This is a genomic window from Citrobacter sp. RHBSTW-01044 (assembly GCF_013781945.1).
GTDB classification, from domain to species: domain Bacteria; phylum Pseudomonadota; class Gammaproteobacteria; order Enterobacterales; family Enterobacteriaceae; genus Citrobacter; species Citrobacter braakii.
The window spans coordinates 3,873,420-3,890,033 of the sequence record NZ_CP056180.1 but is presented as its reverse complement, the minus strand read 5'-3'; the positions used below and the strand labels follow the sequence as shown (position 1 = coordinate 3,890,033).

Genomic DNA, 16,614 nt, shown 5'->3' with positions numbered 1-16,614 from the left:
AGGAATATTCATTTTATATGGAAAATTCCTGGTTTTATTTATGTGAAATAATTATCAATTCGAATAATAATCCTACAGGTCAGCGCTATTTTTATAAGAATATTCCCCCTTAAATAAATATTTTATGAGAATTTTCTTGTGAAGTTAAAAAATTAGCATAATTGCAACAAATAATAAGCATTATAGAGAGAATATGGAGATGTTAATTATCTTTATGTTTTGTAAGGGTTTTGCTCTGATGTTATTTGTATGATCTTTTTGATATTTATCAAAAACATAAAAAAGATGAATTGTTTGATTTTGCTTATCTGGGTGGTTAATGATTCTGAAAATGGATGTTTTTTAAGTGATTATGTCTTAGGAAACTTCTTAGGCAATGTTTTTTACGGGAAAATTCTTAGTTTTTTGTAATTTTTGCGTTTCAGGGTTTGTTGAGATGTTACTTAATTCAAATGATAATTTTTTGGCGCGGCAATTCTGGCTCGCAATTAATGGAACCGCTGGAGTGACTTAATAATAAGACTCGGTGGTGAGTTTGTTCTTAGGAGAAGATAAAATGAAAAAATTATTATTAGTAACCTCTCTGGCTTCTGTATTTGTTGCAGCAAATGCAATGGCAGATGTTACTGCTTCTGCAACTGCCTCGTGGGACGCGACGGCAACAAAAGATACCACCAGCATGTTGGTTGTCACCCCGCTGAACTCTTTAACTTTCCAGTATGCTGAAGGGCTGAATGCCTTCAACTCTCAGGACGGTGCTTTTGATGTGACGATTCAGGGTCAGGAGACGGCAACTGATTTTGAGCTGACTGCTCAGATTATTAGCAACACTCTGACCAACGCCAGTGGTGATGCTTCTACCCTGAACGTAGGGGTGGCATGGAATGGCACTGCGCTGACTAATTCATCAGATACTGTCCTTGTTAACTCCAGCTCCACTTCTGGTCTTGAAAGCCTGATGGCAGATGGCGCTTATAACGGTGCCGCTCGTGTCAGCGATCAATCCAACTTCAAATTCACCATCGCGTCAGCGACTTCTGATGGTAGTCAGACAGTAGCAGATTACTCTGCACTGCCAGACGGCTATTGGACTGGCGATGTAAAAGTACAGTTCAATGCAACCTGGACGACTCCGTCTGCCTAAGTAATAAAAAATTCGGGAGAATTTGTTCTCCCGAATTTATCAGGAATGGTGTCATGAAAAAATATTTACCGGCAGCGATGTTGGTAGGGTTAGTAGCATCTTTTCCCGGATGGGCAATTAATGTTGGTGAAATTACATCGATCATGACTTCTGCTGAGAGTTCATTATCGAAAGAAATTATCAATACGACAGATGCGGCGCGTTATGTCAGTGTTTCGGTAAAACAATTGTCATCACCTTTGGCCGGGGGAATCGAAATAAAGCCCGTTAATTCCGGAGAATTACTCTCTACACCTGCCAATCTTATTCTTCCAGGCCAGGCGAAGGATGTTTTTCGTTTCTTTTATAAAGGACCTGCAGATGATATCGAACGTTATTATCGTCTGCAGTGGATCGATGAGCCGGTCACCGAGAGCGCGGAAACCCGGGCGAATAAAATGGCTGTTGCAACAGCGTCGGCTGAAATTGGCACTATTCTGGTAGTCGCGCCGCGCAAGGAACGTTTTGAATATAGCCGAAATGGCGATGTTATTACCAATACCGGCAATGTTTCATTTCGTGTGATCGCTTATGGGGCTTGTAAAGATAAGGCTCGCGAGCGGGGACGAGGCTGTCGCGAACGTTATTACATTATGCCGGGTACAAAAATAAAATTACAGTTTACCGACATTAGTAATAGCCGTTCACGCATCGGTATCTGGCACGGTAAGCAGTTTATTACAGTGAAGTGATGGTCAATAGCAGCCATCTGTACGGGATAAATAAAATTACCGGAATGTAAGGATGCATATGACAACAACAAATATTGTCGGCGGTAGCATTTGTCTTTTTCTTGCGCTGACACCAGGATTTTCACATGCAGCCCCAGTAAAAGTGGGTAATTACGTTATTCCCAGCGCTTTCGCCCGTTCACTGGAGCAGGGAATGACGGTGCCGGTATATATTCGTTACAACGAGACTGACGAGAAAAGTCAGCAAAAAGTTGCCGATGCGGTGATTTCGCTTGTTGATGGCAATATTACAGTTAAAGCCCTGACTCTTGCTGAATTGCCCAATAATGCCGTGTTATCTGGAAAAACCCGCGCATTGGTGGAAAAAATTCGTGATGTGAAGTTTCACGATAACACCAATATCGAGCTATCGGATGATGCACGCCTGCAACTCAACGTCTCTTCATTTCACCTGGAGATGATTGTCAGCAAAGATGCGTTAACTGAAGCGATTGTCGCACGCAGCAGCCTGCTTGGACCTTCCAGCGTGGAGACTCTCTCTAACGTCCTGAACTATAACTTTGGCACCTACTACAACGATTATCATAACGGCAGCAGTACCCGCAGCTATCTGACGATGGACAATACAACATCGCTGCGTGAACACCATGTCAACATTAACGGTTCGTTTTACGGCATAGGCGACAGCAACAGCACCAGTAAACTCTATCGCGCGATGTATGAGCGTGATTATGACGGGTATCGACTGGCGCTCGGGATGCTCGACACCTGGAATGTCCAGTCTATTGCCAGCCTGAATGCGCTGAATGGTGGGAAAATTTACGGCGTAAGCTACGGAAACAAAGGAAGTACGGTTGTTGAGAATACCTCGCTTTCGCTTACGCCAATTACCGTATTTCTGCCAGCTGCTGGCGAGGTTCATGTAATTCGTGACGGGCGTTTGCTCAGCGTACAGAACTTTAATATGGGCAGCTATGAAATTGATACCAGTCGTTTCCCGTATGGTGTTTATGACGTCACGGTAGATATCGTGGTCAATGGCCGGACAATTAATAGTCGAATTAGTCGGGTCAATAAAATCTTTGCCCGCCAGCAGGCAGCCGGAATTGATCAGCTCTCATGGCAACTGTTTGGTGGCTCACTGGATTATGACCGTGTGAGTTATAAGCGAAACCACTATCAGGATTTAGGCAATGAGCAGACCTGGATTGCCGGCGGTGCCGCATCGGTGACGCTGGCGATATTGTCGGGGCTGGGCCTGAAATCTACGCTCTACGGTTTTGGCAACAATGCGGTTAATGAAACGGATGTCACGCTCAATGTGAATGAATACGTAAGCATTGGCAATCAGACGCTGGTAGCGAATGATTCGTCATGGCGAAACATCAGTAATATCAATCTCAATGTCCCTGAGGGATATGGCTCCCTTTGGGCATCTCGTGAAGACAGTAAAATTGGCGACCGTCTGCCCATGCAGGAGCGTGACAATTATTCCATTGGTGGCACTCTTAACCTCGGGAAGTTTATTCCTCATGGCGGCTCGCTTACCGTGAGTCAGACGGAGAATCGCTACTCGGGAAATAAATACCGTAACCTGGACTACAGCACGACCCTTTATTCAGGCAGGTATGCCACGGTTGGGCTGCGCGCAGGTATTCAGCGTTATTACTACAATAACCGGAATGACGATGGGCGACAGGAACGTTATGTCAGCCTGGATTTATCGTTGCCGTTGGCGTCCTGGTTGAGCATGGGCGTCTCCCGGGATCGCTATGGCAGCACTCAGGGTAATCTCAGCGCGCGCAAGCAGTATGCTGAAGGCCCCATTAAATCGGTCGGATTATCGGCTTCGACACGCCTGAGTGGCGAGCAGTATTACGACAATAATTATTCGGTAAACGGCAATCTGAGTTATGACACGAAATATAACGCTGGCACCGTATCGGTAACGCGTTCCGCGGACAACTCCACCAATATGAACTTCTCTTCTCAAGGTTCCCTGGCGTGGGCAGGAAAAGATTTCGGTCTGAGTAAAGAGAGGCAAAGGTCAGGCATTATTGTGAAAACCGATTTGACCGGCGAAGGGAAACTGGCTGCGAAGATTAATAACCGAAATTATCTTCTCAGCGGTAAATCAAATTTCATTGCACTGCCGCCTTATGCTCAGTACAAGCTGGAGATCCTCAATGATAAAAACTCTGAAGACAGCTTTGATATTGTTTCAGGGCGCAAACAGGAACTGACGCTATATCCGGGTAACGTGGGTGTTATCAACCCTGAAGTGAAAAGTATGGTCACCGTATTCGGGCGCATTCGTTATCCCGATGGGCAGTTGGCTGCAAACACCGATATTCATAATCACATCGGTAAAACGCGTACGGATGAAAAAGGGGAGTTTGCTATCGATATCGATAAGAAATATCCGGTCATCACGTTAATTTCAGCCAATGGCAGCCTATGCGAAGCCGATCTCGATTTGGAAAAAGCACGCGGCGCAGCGTGGGTTGGTGATGTGAAATGTGCCACGCAAACCACGATGGCGCAGAGGTAATAAAATGAAAGTATTAATTAAATTAGCTACTGTAATCTGTGCCGTGGGGAGTTTTGCGCCTGCGCCTGCGTTGGCTTTGAATGCAATATCTTCCGGCTCAGTCAGTAATAACTATTTGTTTATTGAAAATGCCATTGATAGTGAATACTTTATTACCCCCTCGGCACTCGATCCGCGTTTCAGCGGGTCAAACACGTGGATAAAATACGGTACCTCTCAGGTGAGTCTCGGGTATTTAGGTTTTGTCGGCTGGACTGCGCCAGGAAATTATTATCAGGACATGTGGATTGATAATTCCCCGATTAACGGGCCTTTTCGGGGGATCCGGTGTTATAGCGGCAGCCAGTGTCCATCAACTGGGTTTATTGCCGGGCAAGGCACTGACAATAACGGTTTTTATCATGCGCAGGTAGGATCTGTCGCTGGCGTTATTGGTGGCGCCTACGGATTCGCTTCCCTGACGGATACTGCCTATGAGTACTTTCGCAATGTGCCTACCGGTAGCAGCGAAACCTATGTGTTCAACCGTTGTTATACTTCCGTGAATTATGATTATTCTTCCGGGCAACGCTGCAAAGATCAATCAACAGGATTATGGAATTACGTCAATTATACGTTAACCAAACGCGGTCATCTGTCACTGGTATCGACTAATGCATTTCAGGAACTTTGGGTTGCCAGCGACGGTACGCCGAGCATCACCAAAGACTCTGGTTATTGTGAGCTTGGCGTGGTGGGCGGCGCTGACGGCGTGATTTGCAAAATGGTGAGTTATAACCTGCAACAAACCGCCAATCTGACCGCCTCCCTGACGTTTCGCGCTTATGTCGACACGGCGATGCTTGGTTTTACGCCTGGACCGGCCACCGTGAGATACTCCGGGAATGGTTCAAACTGGTATAACTATGGTACTTCAACTGCTTATTACAACGTTTTCACGACCTCTGGAGAGTACATATATATTTTTCTGTCAAAAGCATTCCTGAAAAATCTCGTCGATTCAGGAATCAGCATTACTAACAGTCAACCGTTTACCTTCGGTTTTTATAATGGCTTAACACCAGAGTCAGGGTACTACCAGTTTACGCCTTCGCTACAGCTCAATATTGTGCCGAAGGAGTATGGGATCAGTATCGTCTCTTCAGACAACACCGCTTCTGCGAGCGGCAGTGGCACGATTGGCGACGCCGCTCCTATAGAAATGGATTACACCGTGACAGTCTCCGGTCCTCGTCAGGCTGATAGCATTACCGCGCAAGTTATCGGGGAAAGTACGACGATAAACAGTGTGCCTTACTGTCTGTTTACCTCCCCTCAAGGCGGGCTGTCAGTCCCAATCCCCGCCTTTCTGCAGTACAACAGTCAGTCGGGGGGCGTGGTACAGAAACGAAATAGCTGTAGTGAAGCAGCAATTAATATGAGCGATGCGCAGTGGCAACAGACGCCCTGGGACGCAAATAACAATGATGATGGAAGCTACTATGCTACTGATTTGAAATTGCTTTTCCCAATGAACGATTCACGTTCGATGTTAACTGTTTCCGGTACAGATTGGGAAGGTGTCGCCAGTGCCAGTGGAGAGATAAAAGTCACGGCGAATTGGGTGGGAGTGACGCCATGAACCGCTGCCGTTTGCTGCTTAGATGGGTATTTATATTACTTTCCGGGCTGACTGTATTCTCCGCACAGGCTGTCTACCTGGAGTCGACCATTTATGAGATGCCATCGGATAAATCATTTATCAGCAAACGAATCTATAACGATAGCCAGAAACAGAATTTGTACAGTATTGGCGCAGTAAAAATTGATAAGCCGGGACCGGGAGGTGAAAACAGAAGTGCCATTGCTGAAGGCGAACTTCTGTTTACGCCACTGAATTTTTCACTGGCTCCGCAGGCGAGTGAGTTTTTTAAGATTTTCTACCGTGGGCCCCAGGATGATAAAGAACGCTATTACCGAATTCTGTTTCGTGAAATGCCGATAACGCTGTTTACCGAGCGTAATCAAGGGAAAGGTGGGCAGGCTCTCCCGGTGATTGCTATGGACACCATATTGGTTGTTCGCCCGAGAAAAATGAATCTGGCCTACACCATTGATGAGGCAAACGGCACACTGAAAAACACCGGGAATACTTTTTTTAAAATCATCGTACACCTGGGGTGCAACTCCACCGATGATGACGCCACCATGCGTTATGTGTTGCCGGGTGAAACCTGGCGTAGTAGCGAATTGAAATCAAAAAACCGAAAATTTATCGTTGCATTGCAGAAATACATACCAGTAGGTCAGGGGTGCTTCAAACTCAATCAATAGTAAGCATTAAGTCTGATCCGATATGTCATGGTTAGATATCGAACCTATACTGTAACTGTCTTTATACAATGCAGTAACCAGCTCGGCACAGATGAAACTTTGGTCATTTGTACTCAACATCACGGTATTTAAGAGTCAGGTAGTATGAAAAGTATAATTAATGATCAGGTTGAGTATGATTCCACCAGAAAAAGCCTGAAACATCGCGATACTACAATAATTCTTTCGGCGTCTACCGCGAGACTACTTGAGCTATTCATTGCCCATAAAAATCAACAAGTCCACCGCGAGTTTATCATTGAAGAAGTGTGGAAAAAGCATGGCATGGCCCCATCGGGTCATAGCCTTAATAAAAGTATCAGTATTTTGCGAAAAGCATTTAGTGAGCTGGGGGCGGGTAATCCCATTGAAACCCTGCCCCGGCAGGGATTTTTGTTCCATGCTTCGATCAGCGATGAATCGTCATCTTCCTGTGTAGATGAACCCGTGCGTTCGGTAACTGAGACGGTAAACTCATCCGTAAGACCAAAACGTAAAAATATTATTCTGTTCATTTTATTATTTGCATTTCTTGGTAGCGCTATTTTTATATTTTTAGCTCTTAATTCAAGCTCCAAAAATTTCATCTATATCAGGGCAATAGGTGATTGTGAACTTTATACTGCCGATGACAATAATGCTGGTAAAACGAAAGCATTTTTATCTTCTGATATGTGGCGAAAAGTAAATGCGGCTTGTCATGATGGCAAGAAAACAATTGTTTTTTATGATGATAATAATTTATCAGCCGACAATGATCTTAGAGAGAATTTCCTGGGGATTTGTACCTTAGAGAAAGGAGGGGTTGCCCGTGAATGTGAAAATTTTGTTTATTAGTGGGGCAATCTTTCTTGCAGCGATAACAGCATATTTTTTATATCGCCATCAAGAACCTGAGACGCTGACCTGCTCAGCCAAAAATTACCTGCATCTGGAGGCGCAAACTCAGGGTGCAAAAATTGAAGGTGAAGTTCTGCTGGTTTTTCGTATTTCTTCTGCTACCGAAGGGCGGGTATCTCAGGTAGGAAGCCTCAATATTCAGGGTAAACATTATGCTGTAGATCGTAATGTTGTCCTGAATTTTATTGGTAAAGATCGTGATGGTTACCTACAGACTCGTCGTGTAGCTATTGTTAAAAATAAAAATGACAATGTTCCTGATGAAGTTACCGAACAACTCATGTCGCGACAGGATATTTTCTATTATAAGGTCATCCATATCACCGAAAATGTCTATGCGATCAGAGATCTGCGACGTACGCTAATGGTTTGTCGGGCAGCATGAGTAGCTATAATGTGTTATTCTTATGGTTTTAGTGGCTTTATATTTTGTCGTTGCTAGTGTTTGTGGTTTTTTGTTTTGTCTTGCAGTGAAAATAAGTAAAAGGATTTGTACTGGTGAAGAATTAGGAGTTTTCCTTTTTCAATATTTAAAATGGCCTTAACATTTAATGGTAATACTCATATGGATAATCGTGATTATAAATTCTGAAACTACGTGATATGACTTACGGATAAAGTTAATTCGCGGACCGCATTGTAATTGTTGGAGGCTAAAGGTGTTGTATATTCTCTCGTGTATAAAACGAGGGACCTGCTATGCCATAAATTTAAGTTGGTGGTAACTATGAATACGAAAAAGGTTTTTCTGCTCAGTTATGATATTTTTCTTTTCTCAGGGATAAAAGCGTGGTTGCCAAATCTGGTGTTAGTCGATGCGCGGACATTTATTTCTGGTTCACATTCAATTATTCCACGGTACCCATCCTGTTTACTGGTGATCGATAACCGGTTACCTTTATTCCTGGTCAGGAAGTGGTTTCAGAGAAATAGCACGCAGTTTATCAATATAAACTGTATTATTCTTCGGATGAATGAAACCCGTTCTGTTAATCGGGGATACGAGGAGTATGCATTTATTAATGGACGGGAATTATCGGATCAACTGATTTCTCAGTTGAGAGCCAATCTAATGGCACCCAATGAGGTTGCGGAAGTCACTAAAGGTTCAACGATGTTTACGTTTCATTTGACTGAGTTTGAAGAGGAAATGCTGTATGCATCTTTCACAAAGGAAAAACTGCACGATTTTTGTATTGCTAACTCGATAACAATTAAGTCAGTGTATCGATATCGGGAACGAATTACCGCTCGTCTGGGATTTACTCATTTTAATGAAACTATCATTTTTTTAACCAGGAATAATCTATTGCATGAGAGTTCCCCGACGAATAGTCATTCTGGTGAAAATGTAATATACGGCGAAGCATATGATCTCTCAGATTCTAGTCGACTGAGTATGGCAATAAGGAATGAAGAGATCATTCCTTATTTTCAACCCATCGTAAATATCAACGAAGATGTCTGTGGTGTTGAGGTTTTGGCTCGTTGGCCACAGGGAGATAATTATGCTATTTCTCAGCGTGAGTTTATACCCCTGGCTGAAAAAAGTGGCTTAATGAATGAGTTAACGAGCTATTTAATGAACACCGTCGCGCGTAATCTGGTCGACGGAAGCGAGGATTTCAATAAAACTTTATTCGTCTCCTTTAATGTGAGCCCATCAGGTTTAAGTAACCCCGTCTTTTATTGGGAGTGTCTTAATTTTATGGAAATAACGCAAAGGCTACCGATAAAATTGATGATTGAAATAACTGAAAACCAGACTCTCACTATTACTCCTGCAATCAAAGAGCTGATACGATCGTTGCGAAACAGAGGGGTTCTGTTTGCTTTAGATGATTTTGGGACGGGATACGCTAACCTTTGCTATCTCAATGAGTTAGACCTGGATGTTATAAAAATTGATAAAACGTTTATCAAAGCTATTAAAGAAGTTGAGCAACATATCCCTATGCTCGAGTCAATCATTCACCTTTCCGGACTCCTGGGGTTACGCATGGTGGCGGAGGGCGTTGAATATGGCTACCAGCAGCAATGGTTGGGGAAAAATAATGTTGATTACTTGCAGGGTTATCAATTTTTACCGCCAGTGACGTTTGATGATTTTATGCGTTACTACAAGCAGTCTTTAGATTTTTTTGAATCAGCGTCGGATTCTACTTTCTCAACGTAAAGCCTTTCGGGAACATCAGGGGCGGATGCCTCTGATGCTGGTATTTTTGTCGAGGTGAGTACGACAACTCCCGCCTGTCTGGTGAAGGCGACAGTCTGTTGTGAGTGAAGCATCGTTTGTTTATGTATCTAATACGGGGTATTTATAGCGGTATCAGCGTTAATTAAACCGATACCGAGGTGAGTTCCTGGCCATGCGTCATTTCCTAACAAAATTAAGAGTCTGGTTTCCGCCGCCTCTTATCTTAGTACTTTTTCTCGTTGCGGATGTGCTGACGGCGAGTCCGCGTTTCACATTCGGCGGGGTGAATATCGTGATAAGCGCATTGCTGGCCGGCGTTTGTCTGTTGGTGATATTGCATACCGCGTGGCAGATGCGGATGAAACGTACGACCCTGAATCCGCTGCATGCACATAAATCGACCACGCTTGTTACCGGCGGATGTTATGCCTGGAGCCGCAACCCGATCTACCTTGGTATGAGTGGAATCCAGTTGGCCTTTGCTCTTTACATCGGTAGCCTGACTGGAGTACTGGCTGTACCGGTGTTTATGCTGGCGGTTGCCAGATTGCATATCGATTTTGAAGAGGAACAACTGCGAAAACATTTCGGGCTGGAATGGGAGCGCTATGAACAACACGTTCGCCGCTGGTTATAGTAATACCCGACCGCGTATAAGCATGCCTGTAACGACACGATTCGTGCGTAATTGAAACCGGATGATGCAAAAATAGGCGTTTGATTCGCAAGGCCATTGACGCATCGCCCGGTTAGTTTTAACCTTCTACCCCGTGCTCACATTCGTGGACATGTCCTTTTCAGGGCCGATATAGCTCAGTTGGTAGAGCAGCGCATTCGTAATGCGAAGGTCGTAGGTTCGACTCCTATTATCGGCACCATTCAAGCATCTCTCAAAGTCTACTCAAGTTCACTGAAACCCCTTATAATATGCACCTTCCAGCTCTCGATTGTATTCTGACGTCTACTGGCACACCCCAAAATCTACATGTATATGGGGGTACATTCGGGGGTATATGCTGTTCGGTCTTATGGAGATACCCCCAGTGAAACTTAACGCCCGCCAGGTTGATACCGCAAAGCCAAAAGATAAGCCTTACAAACTCTCTGATGGCGGTGGACTTTACCTTCTGGTTAACCCTAATGGAAAACGCTATTGGCGACTTAAGTACCGTGTTGCCGGTAAGGAGAAGTTGCTTGCTCTTGGGGTTTATCCCGACGTGACTTTGGCTGAAGCTCGTATTAAACGTGAAGAGGCTAAAAGGGGCATTGCTGGTGGGATTGACCCCAATGTAGCGAAGAGAGAAGAGAAACTAGCCCGAGAGGCTAGTGTCCGAAACACCTTTCAGGAAATCGCTTGTGAATGGCATGCCAGCAAGCTTTATAAATGGTCTGAAGGATATTCTTCGGACATTATGGAAGCTTTCAACAAAGACGTGTTCCCTTACATCGGCAAAAAGCCTATTGCGGACATCAAACCACTCGAATTACTGAATGTGCTTCGCCGCATGGAAAGCAGGGGAGCAACAGAGAAGGCAAAAAAGGTCAGACAGCGCTGTGGCGAGGTCTTCCGCTATGCGATCGTTACTGGTCGAGCCGAATACAATCCAGCCCCTGATCTTACCAGTGCAATGCAAGGACACGAGTCCAACCATTATCCTTTCCTGAACACTTCCGAGCTTCCGGCATTTTTCGAGTCTCTTTCCCAGTACTCGGGCAGTATTTTAATCGTTTTGGCCGCGCGCTTATTGATTCTCACTGGCGTAAGAACGGGGGAACTACGAGGTGCTACATGGCAAGAAATCGACACAGAATCTGCGGTGTGGATCATCCCGGCAGAACGTATGAAGATGCGCCGCCCACATATTGTGCCTTTATCCAGACAGGCACTAACCATCATTGAGCGCATCCGCGAAATGACGGGGCGTTATCCTCTGATTTTTCCGGGTCGTAATGACCCACGAAAGACCATGAGTGAAGCTAGTATCAATCAGGTATTTAAGCGTATTGGCTATACCGGTCGTGTTACTGGCCACGGCTTCAGACATACCATGAGTACCATCCTCCACGAGCAGGGATACAACACCGCCTGGATTGAAACACAGCTTGCACACGTCGATAAAAACTCGATTCGTGGTACCTATAATCACGCTCAGTATCTGGAAGGTCGCAGGGAGATGTTGCAGTGGTATGCGGATTACATAGACAGCCTTGAGAAGAATGGAAATCTCGTCCATGGCAGGTTCGGAAAGTCAGCTTAGCTGCTCGGATAAGTGTTTTAACTAAAAAAGAGTAGACTGCAGTAGACGTATAAAACACAGGGCTATGCCACAGTAATGCATTTGCGGGTTGGCATAGCTCCCTATCAAAGATGGCGTAGCTGACGTAACCATGTCTGAACAACACACTCTTCCCTTAGATTTTTCTATTCCTACTTACCCAATTACGGCATTGAACGAGATTGCAAACCATGCCCGACGGATCTTGTCGCGTAAAAAAAGAACAAATTCTCAGGTCATTCACGTTCAAAATTTGATCATGGATTTGATTGATGTTTACTGGCAGGAAGAGCGGGAAAAGGAGATCCAACGGCTTGAAACTGAAGTCCGCCAAAACATAGCGTACTTTCGCTGGGAAGGTGATGAGCTGTATCCATTCGCCTATGTACATAATCGTTATGGTGAATTTCTTGAGTTTGTCGGCGACGATAACGATCTTGATATATACGACCTTGATAATGTTGAGGTGCTCAACGAAATCATTGAATGGTTCGTGGATAACGAATCTTCTGAAGGGTTTATTGATGCAGAGCCAGCTGAATACTTCTCCGCAATGGCTCTTTTGCTTATCGCCGATGCGGTCTACCCCAACCCTTTTCAGGATGACAATCCTGATACAACTATCACTCTTAGTGATATGTCATTCATCGTTAAACCTGCGATGAACGCAATGAAAGCAATGGGTTATTCCCGCCAGGCTGAAGCTGTGACGGCACAGCAACAAAAGCTTGAGGCATTTGAGGAAAAACGAGCTGCGCTTGAGCATCAACTTATCTTGGCAGATAACGATTTGTCGGCCCTTAAGAATGAAAAGAAGGTTTCTTCAAAGAAAGCTACAGATGCGAAGCATGCCAGAAACCGTAAGGCCTCTCAGCTAGTTTGCGATGATTGGCTCAAAAATAGGGCAAACTTCAAAAGTGCTATGAAGGCTGCAGAACACTATCAGCGTTGGCTTGAAGAACAGGGGTATCACAACTCTCTCATAACTGTCAGGAACTGGATTTTATTGCACGCGAAGCACCATCAGATTAAATGGTGAAACAACGTAAACCGTACCTCTGCGACGCAGAGTGTACATTCTGCGCTGCAGCGTGGTGGATCACAGCATTTTAATTGTTTGAAATGACTCCAGATAACTCAACATCAACTGGAGTCAATCATGTCCCATTCCTTTATCCGCTTACCCGAAGTACAACGTCGCACCGGCTACAGCAAGGCCTGGATCTATCGCCTGATGAGTCAGCAGCGTTTTCCTTCTGCCGTGAAGATCGGTACTCGCGCTATCGCTTTTGTCGAGAGCGAAATCGATGACTGGATCGATCAACGCATCGAAGAGTCCCGTAACGGTATCTATCTCCCGGGAATCAAATCACACGCTGTGAACGCATCCCTCAACTGTGGAAATGTAGGGGTGAAAAATGCGTAGTATCGATAACATCCGGGAGGTGGTTCAGGCAGCTTCGGGACAATGGCCGTTCGTGTTGCAAAGCCTTGGCATCAAAGTGCCAGGTTCTCCGAGTAAACATTCAGCCTGTCCGGTCTGTGGTGGTACAGACCGTTTTCGATTTGACGATCAAGGCTGTGGCGCACATATCTGTAATCAATGCGGGGCGGGTGACGGGCTCGATTTAGTCCAAAAGGCATACCAGGTTAGCGCGACAGAGGCTGCGAATCAGGTCGCTTCTGTGCTGAATCATGCCAATAGCTCTCGCGCGGACGGAATAGCTTATTACCGGCAAAAGGGACATCAGGAAGCTGAAATCCGTCGCCAGCGTTTTACGTCGAAATACCAGGTAATGGTTACGAAAGCCCTGCCAGGGCAAAGCCAGTACCTGGCCGCGAAGGGGCTGAATGATGGGCGTTTTCTGGTGCTCCCCGATGGTACGCTGCTGCTTCCTCTGGTGAATGAGACTGAAAGCGTAGTGGCCGCTCAGTCCATCACAATAAGCGGCGAAAAAAAGCTTCTTCCAGGGTCAGCCAAAAGGGGGGCATGGTACGCCCTGAGTACCGCTGATGTGGGGAGTGACATCGTCGTTTGCGAGGGGCTTGCAACGGGGTTATCTGTCCAACTCATGCAGCCAGATTCCATGGTCGTAGTGGGTCTGGATGCCGGAAATTTGACACCTGTAGCGCAGGCTATGCGTCGCAAGTACCCGAACAGTCGAATCATCATCGCAGCTGATAACGACTGGCAGGGCGATGGGCAGCCTAATGTCGGGTTAGCCGCTGCGGAAAAAGCCGCTGCAGCTGTAGAGGGGTGGATAGCTCTCCCGCCAGTGGATTACAAAGCTGACTGGAATGACTACCACCAGCGGTTTGGGCTTGATAAAGCTTCTGCAGATTTCGACGGCTCAGTTGTTCAATATCAGCCGAAAGCAATGTTACCGGCTCTCAAGCACAACGTTGAGTCGGAAGTCTGTACCACTGAAAACGATCCACTTAAAGCTCGCGTTGAGTCTCGTCGGGATGGCATTTTCTGGGTGGTACCCAAGGTGGACAAAGACAGCGGCGAAATCACTCTCCAGGAAAGTTGGTTATCCTCACCGATGGAAGTCGTTGGAATAGGTACTGATGGAAACGAGCTGTACCTGATTATCCGCTGGACTGCTTTTGGCTCGGATTTGCCTACCATAAAAGCGATCCCTTTAGCTGACATTGGCGAAAAGGAAGGATGGAGAGTGCTGAAAAAAGGTGGCGTTAATATTACCGCAAAAAGTGGTTTGCGTGCGACGCTTGCTGACTGGCTCCAGCGCAATTATCCAGAAACACTTTGGCTTATATCCCATGCCACTGGGTGGCAACATGGTGCCTATATCATGGCGGACGGAGAGATTATCGGCTCTCCCGAAACTCCGGTTTTATTTAGCGGGCGTAGCTCTACAACCTCTGGATATATCTGCAAAGGGACGATTGAAAGTTGGCGTAGAGATGTTGCACATTTGGCAGTGGGAAATCATTGCATGATGACAGCCATCGGCGCGGCCTTTGCCGCACCACTTCTTGGTCTGTGTGGGGCGGATGGATTTGGACTTCATTTCTATGCACAGTCCAGTGCAGGCAAGACCACCACGGCGAATGTGGCCAGCAGTTTGTATGGCTGCCCTGATCTTCTGCGGCTTACGTGGTATGGGACCTCGCTGGGTCTGGCTAATGAAGCCTCTGCGCATAATGATGGCCTGATGTCACTGGATGAAGTTGGCCAAGGAGCTGACCCGGTTAGTGTGTCTCAAAGTGCCTACGCGCTGTTCAACGGCGTGGGTAAACTGCAGGGCGCTAAAGAAGGTGGGAACCGTGACCTTAAGCGCTGGAGAACAGTTGCCATTAGCACTGGGGAGATGGATCTTGAAACCTTCATTTCGGCGGCGGGGCATAAGACGAAAGCTGGCCAACTTGTACGATTGCTCAATATCCCGTTGAGTAAGGCCAATTGCTTCCATGAATATGAGACTGGGAAGCAACACGCCGACGCATTGAAAAATGGCTATCAAAACAGCTATGGGACAGCTGGTCGAGAGTGGATCAAATGGTTAGTGGACCACCAGCAGCAGGCGATTGACGTCGTTCGCGAATGTGAACTGCGCTGGCGTAACCAAATCCCTGCTGAACATGGCGAGCAAGTACATCGAGTGGGTTCCAGGTTTGCGATCCTTGAAGCGGCTCTGCTGCTTAGTCGAACGCTTACGGGCTGGAATGAAAAGGCATGTATTGAGGCGGTTCGGCACTGTTATGACGCATGGCTGGATACTTTTGGTTCCGGAAATAAAGAACGAGAGCAAATTATTGAGCAGGTTGAAGCATTCCTGAATGCTTATGGACTTAGCCGATTTGCGCCGTTACCGTTTGACCCTGTCGCGTTGCCAATCAGGGATTTAGCGGGCTACAGACAAAGGGGAAACCATGAGGACGACCCACTGACCTTTTATGTCTTTCCTGAAACATTCAAAAACGAGATGGCGAAGGGATTCAATTACAAGCAAGTTTGTGAGGTGTTGATTGAGGCCGGGATGCTGATCCCTCCGACAATCGACAGGGGATATATGAAGAAATCCCCTCGTGTTAATGGCAGACAAGCGCGTGTCTTTGAAATTAGGTTTCGGCCAGAGAAGTAAGATTATTTACGTGAGATTCTGACATTGAAGGTTGTGGTTCAGTAGGTTCGTCGGTATCAATTTCTTGTGCCTATGCCCCACAGGCATTTACGTCGAAAAATTGAACCACACGGAACCAACTATGATGTGATTGAACCAACTTCCAGAAGATGATGAACCACGGGTACCTGACGTTGAGCCACAGACCCAACTCAATGTGGTTCAACAAATGCCAGTAATAGCAATGTCTTCAGGGTTTAATCCAACTGACCCGACTGAACCACACCTTCTACGTTGATATTTACTGGATTAAATATAACGGTTGTTCCCTCTTGTTTTATTTTTACCTTATAAGTGATGTCACAGATTAAATGA

General features: G+C 45.8%; 12 protein-coding genes, 1 tRNA gene and 1 pseudogene. All 14 read left to right on the top strand.

From position 1 onward, the window contains the following. The first annotated feature begins 556 nt into the window (after positions 1 to 556). The 14 genes and pseudogenes from HV352_RS18745 to HV352_RS18680 all read left to right on the top strand — a co-directional run bounded on the left by HV352_RS18745 (position 557) and on the right by HV352_RS18680 (position 16,260). Entirely contained in the window at positions 557 to 1,144 is a 588-nt protein-coding gene (locus tag HV352_RS18745) for a common pilus major fimbrillin subunit EcpA (RefSeq protein ID WP_016151870.1), read from the top strand. A 53-nt stretch (positions 1,145 to 1,197) separates the two neighbouring features. After that, complete coding sequence (locus HV352_RS18740) at positions 1,198 to 1,875, top strand: hypothetical protein (protein WP_094761451.1); 678 nt, start codon at positions 1,198 to 1,200, stop codon at positions 1,873 to 1,875. A 58-nt stretch (positions 1,876 to 1,933) separates the two neighbouring features. Next, positions 1,934 to 4,426 (top strand): CS1-pili formation C-terminal domain-containing protein, encoded by a 2,493-nt coding sequence (locus HV352_RS18735; protein WP_181634980.1) that lies wholly within the window; start codon positions 1,934 to 1,936, stop codon positions 4,424 to 4,426. Between the two features lie 4 nt (positions 4,427 to 4,430). Next, positions 4,431 to 6,047: a fimbrial protein gene (locus HV352_RS18730; RefSeq protein ID WP_181634979.1), complete on the top strand. Its 1,617-nt coding sequence runs from the start codon at positions 4,431 to 4,433 to the stop codon at positions 6,045 to 6,047. After that, entirely contained in the window at positions 6,044 to 6,739 is a 696-nt protein-coding gene (locus tag HV352_RS18725) for a fimbria/pilus periplasmic chaperone (RefSeq protein ID WP_016155772.1), read from the top strand. Before HV352_RS18730 ends, HV352_RS18725 begins: the two co-directional genes overlap by 4 nt. 144 nt (positions 6,740 to 6,883) lie before the next feature. Then, entirely contained in the window at positions 6,884 to 7,615 is a 732-nt protein-coding gene (locus tag HV352_RS18720; RefSeq protein ID WP_137367224.1) for a winged helix-turn-helix domain-containing protein, read from the top strand. Further along, positions 7,590 to 8,063: a hypothetical protein gene (locus HV352_RS18715; RefSeq protein WP_137367225.1), complete on the top strand. Its 474-nt coding sequence runs from the start codon at positions 7,590 to 7,592 to the stop codon at positions 8,061 to 8,063. The genes HV352_RS18720 and HV352_RS18715 overlap by 26 nt, the downstream gene beginning before the upstream one ends. Positions 8,064 to 8,405: 342 nt before the next feature. Next, complete coding sequence (locus HV352_RS18710; RefSeq protein WP_181634978.1) at positions 8,406 to 9,854, top strand: EAL domain-containing protein; 1,449 nt, start codon at positions 8,406 to 8,408, stop codon at positions 9,852 to 9,854. A 313-nt stretch (positions 9,855 to 10,167) separates the two neighbouring features. Further along, entirely contained in the window at positions 10,168 to 10,512 is a 345-nt protein-coding gene (locus HV352_RS18705) for an isoprenylcysteine carboxylmethyltransferase family protein (protein ID WP_236550284.1), read from the top strand. Between the two features lie 165 nt (positions 10,513 to 10,677). Next, positions 10,678 to 10,753, top strand: a tRNA-Thr gene (locus HV352_RS18700). Positions 10,754 to 10,918: 165 nt separating this feature from the next. Beyond that, positions 10,919 to 12,133 carry an integrase arm-type DNA-binding domain-containing protein gene (locus HV352_RS18695; protein WP_107180007.1) on the top strand — a complete coding sequence of 405 codons (1,215 nt, stop codon included), beginning with the start codon at positions 10,919 to 10,921 and terminating at the stop codon, positions 12,131 to 12,133. 130 nt (positions 12,134 to 12,263) lie between these two features. After that, positions 12,264 to 13,190 (top strand): hypothetical protein, encoded by a 927-nt coding sequence (locus tag HV352_RS18690; protein WP_181634976.1) that lies wholly within the window; start codon positions 12,264 to 12,266, stop codon positions 13,188 to 13,190. 120 nt (positions 13,191 to 13,310) lie between these two features. Continuing rightward, positions 13,311 to 13,493, top strand: a pseudogene (locus HV352_RS18685) (AlpA family transcriptional regulator); the annotation flags it as partial. Between the two features lie 76 nt (positions 13,494 to 13,569). Then, the gene (locus HV352_RS18680) at positions 13,570 to 16,260 is read left to right on the top strand and encodes a TOPRIM and DUF927 domain-containing protein (protein ID WP_181634975.1); all 2,691 of its coding nucleotides are present in this window, start codon (positions 13,570 to 13,572) and stop codon (positions 16,258 to 16,260) included. The last annotated feature ends 354 nt before the right edge of the window (positions 16,261 to 16,614 follow it).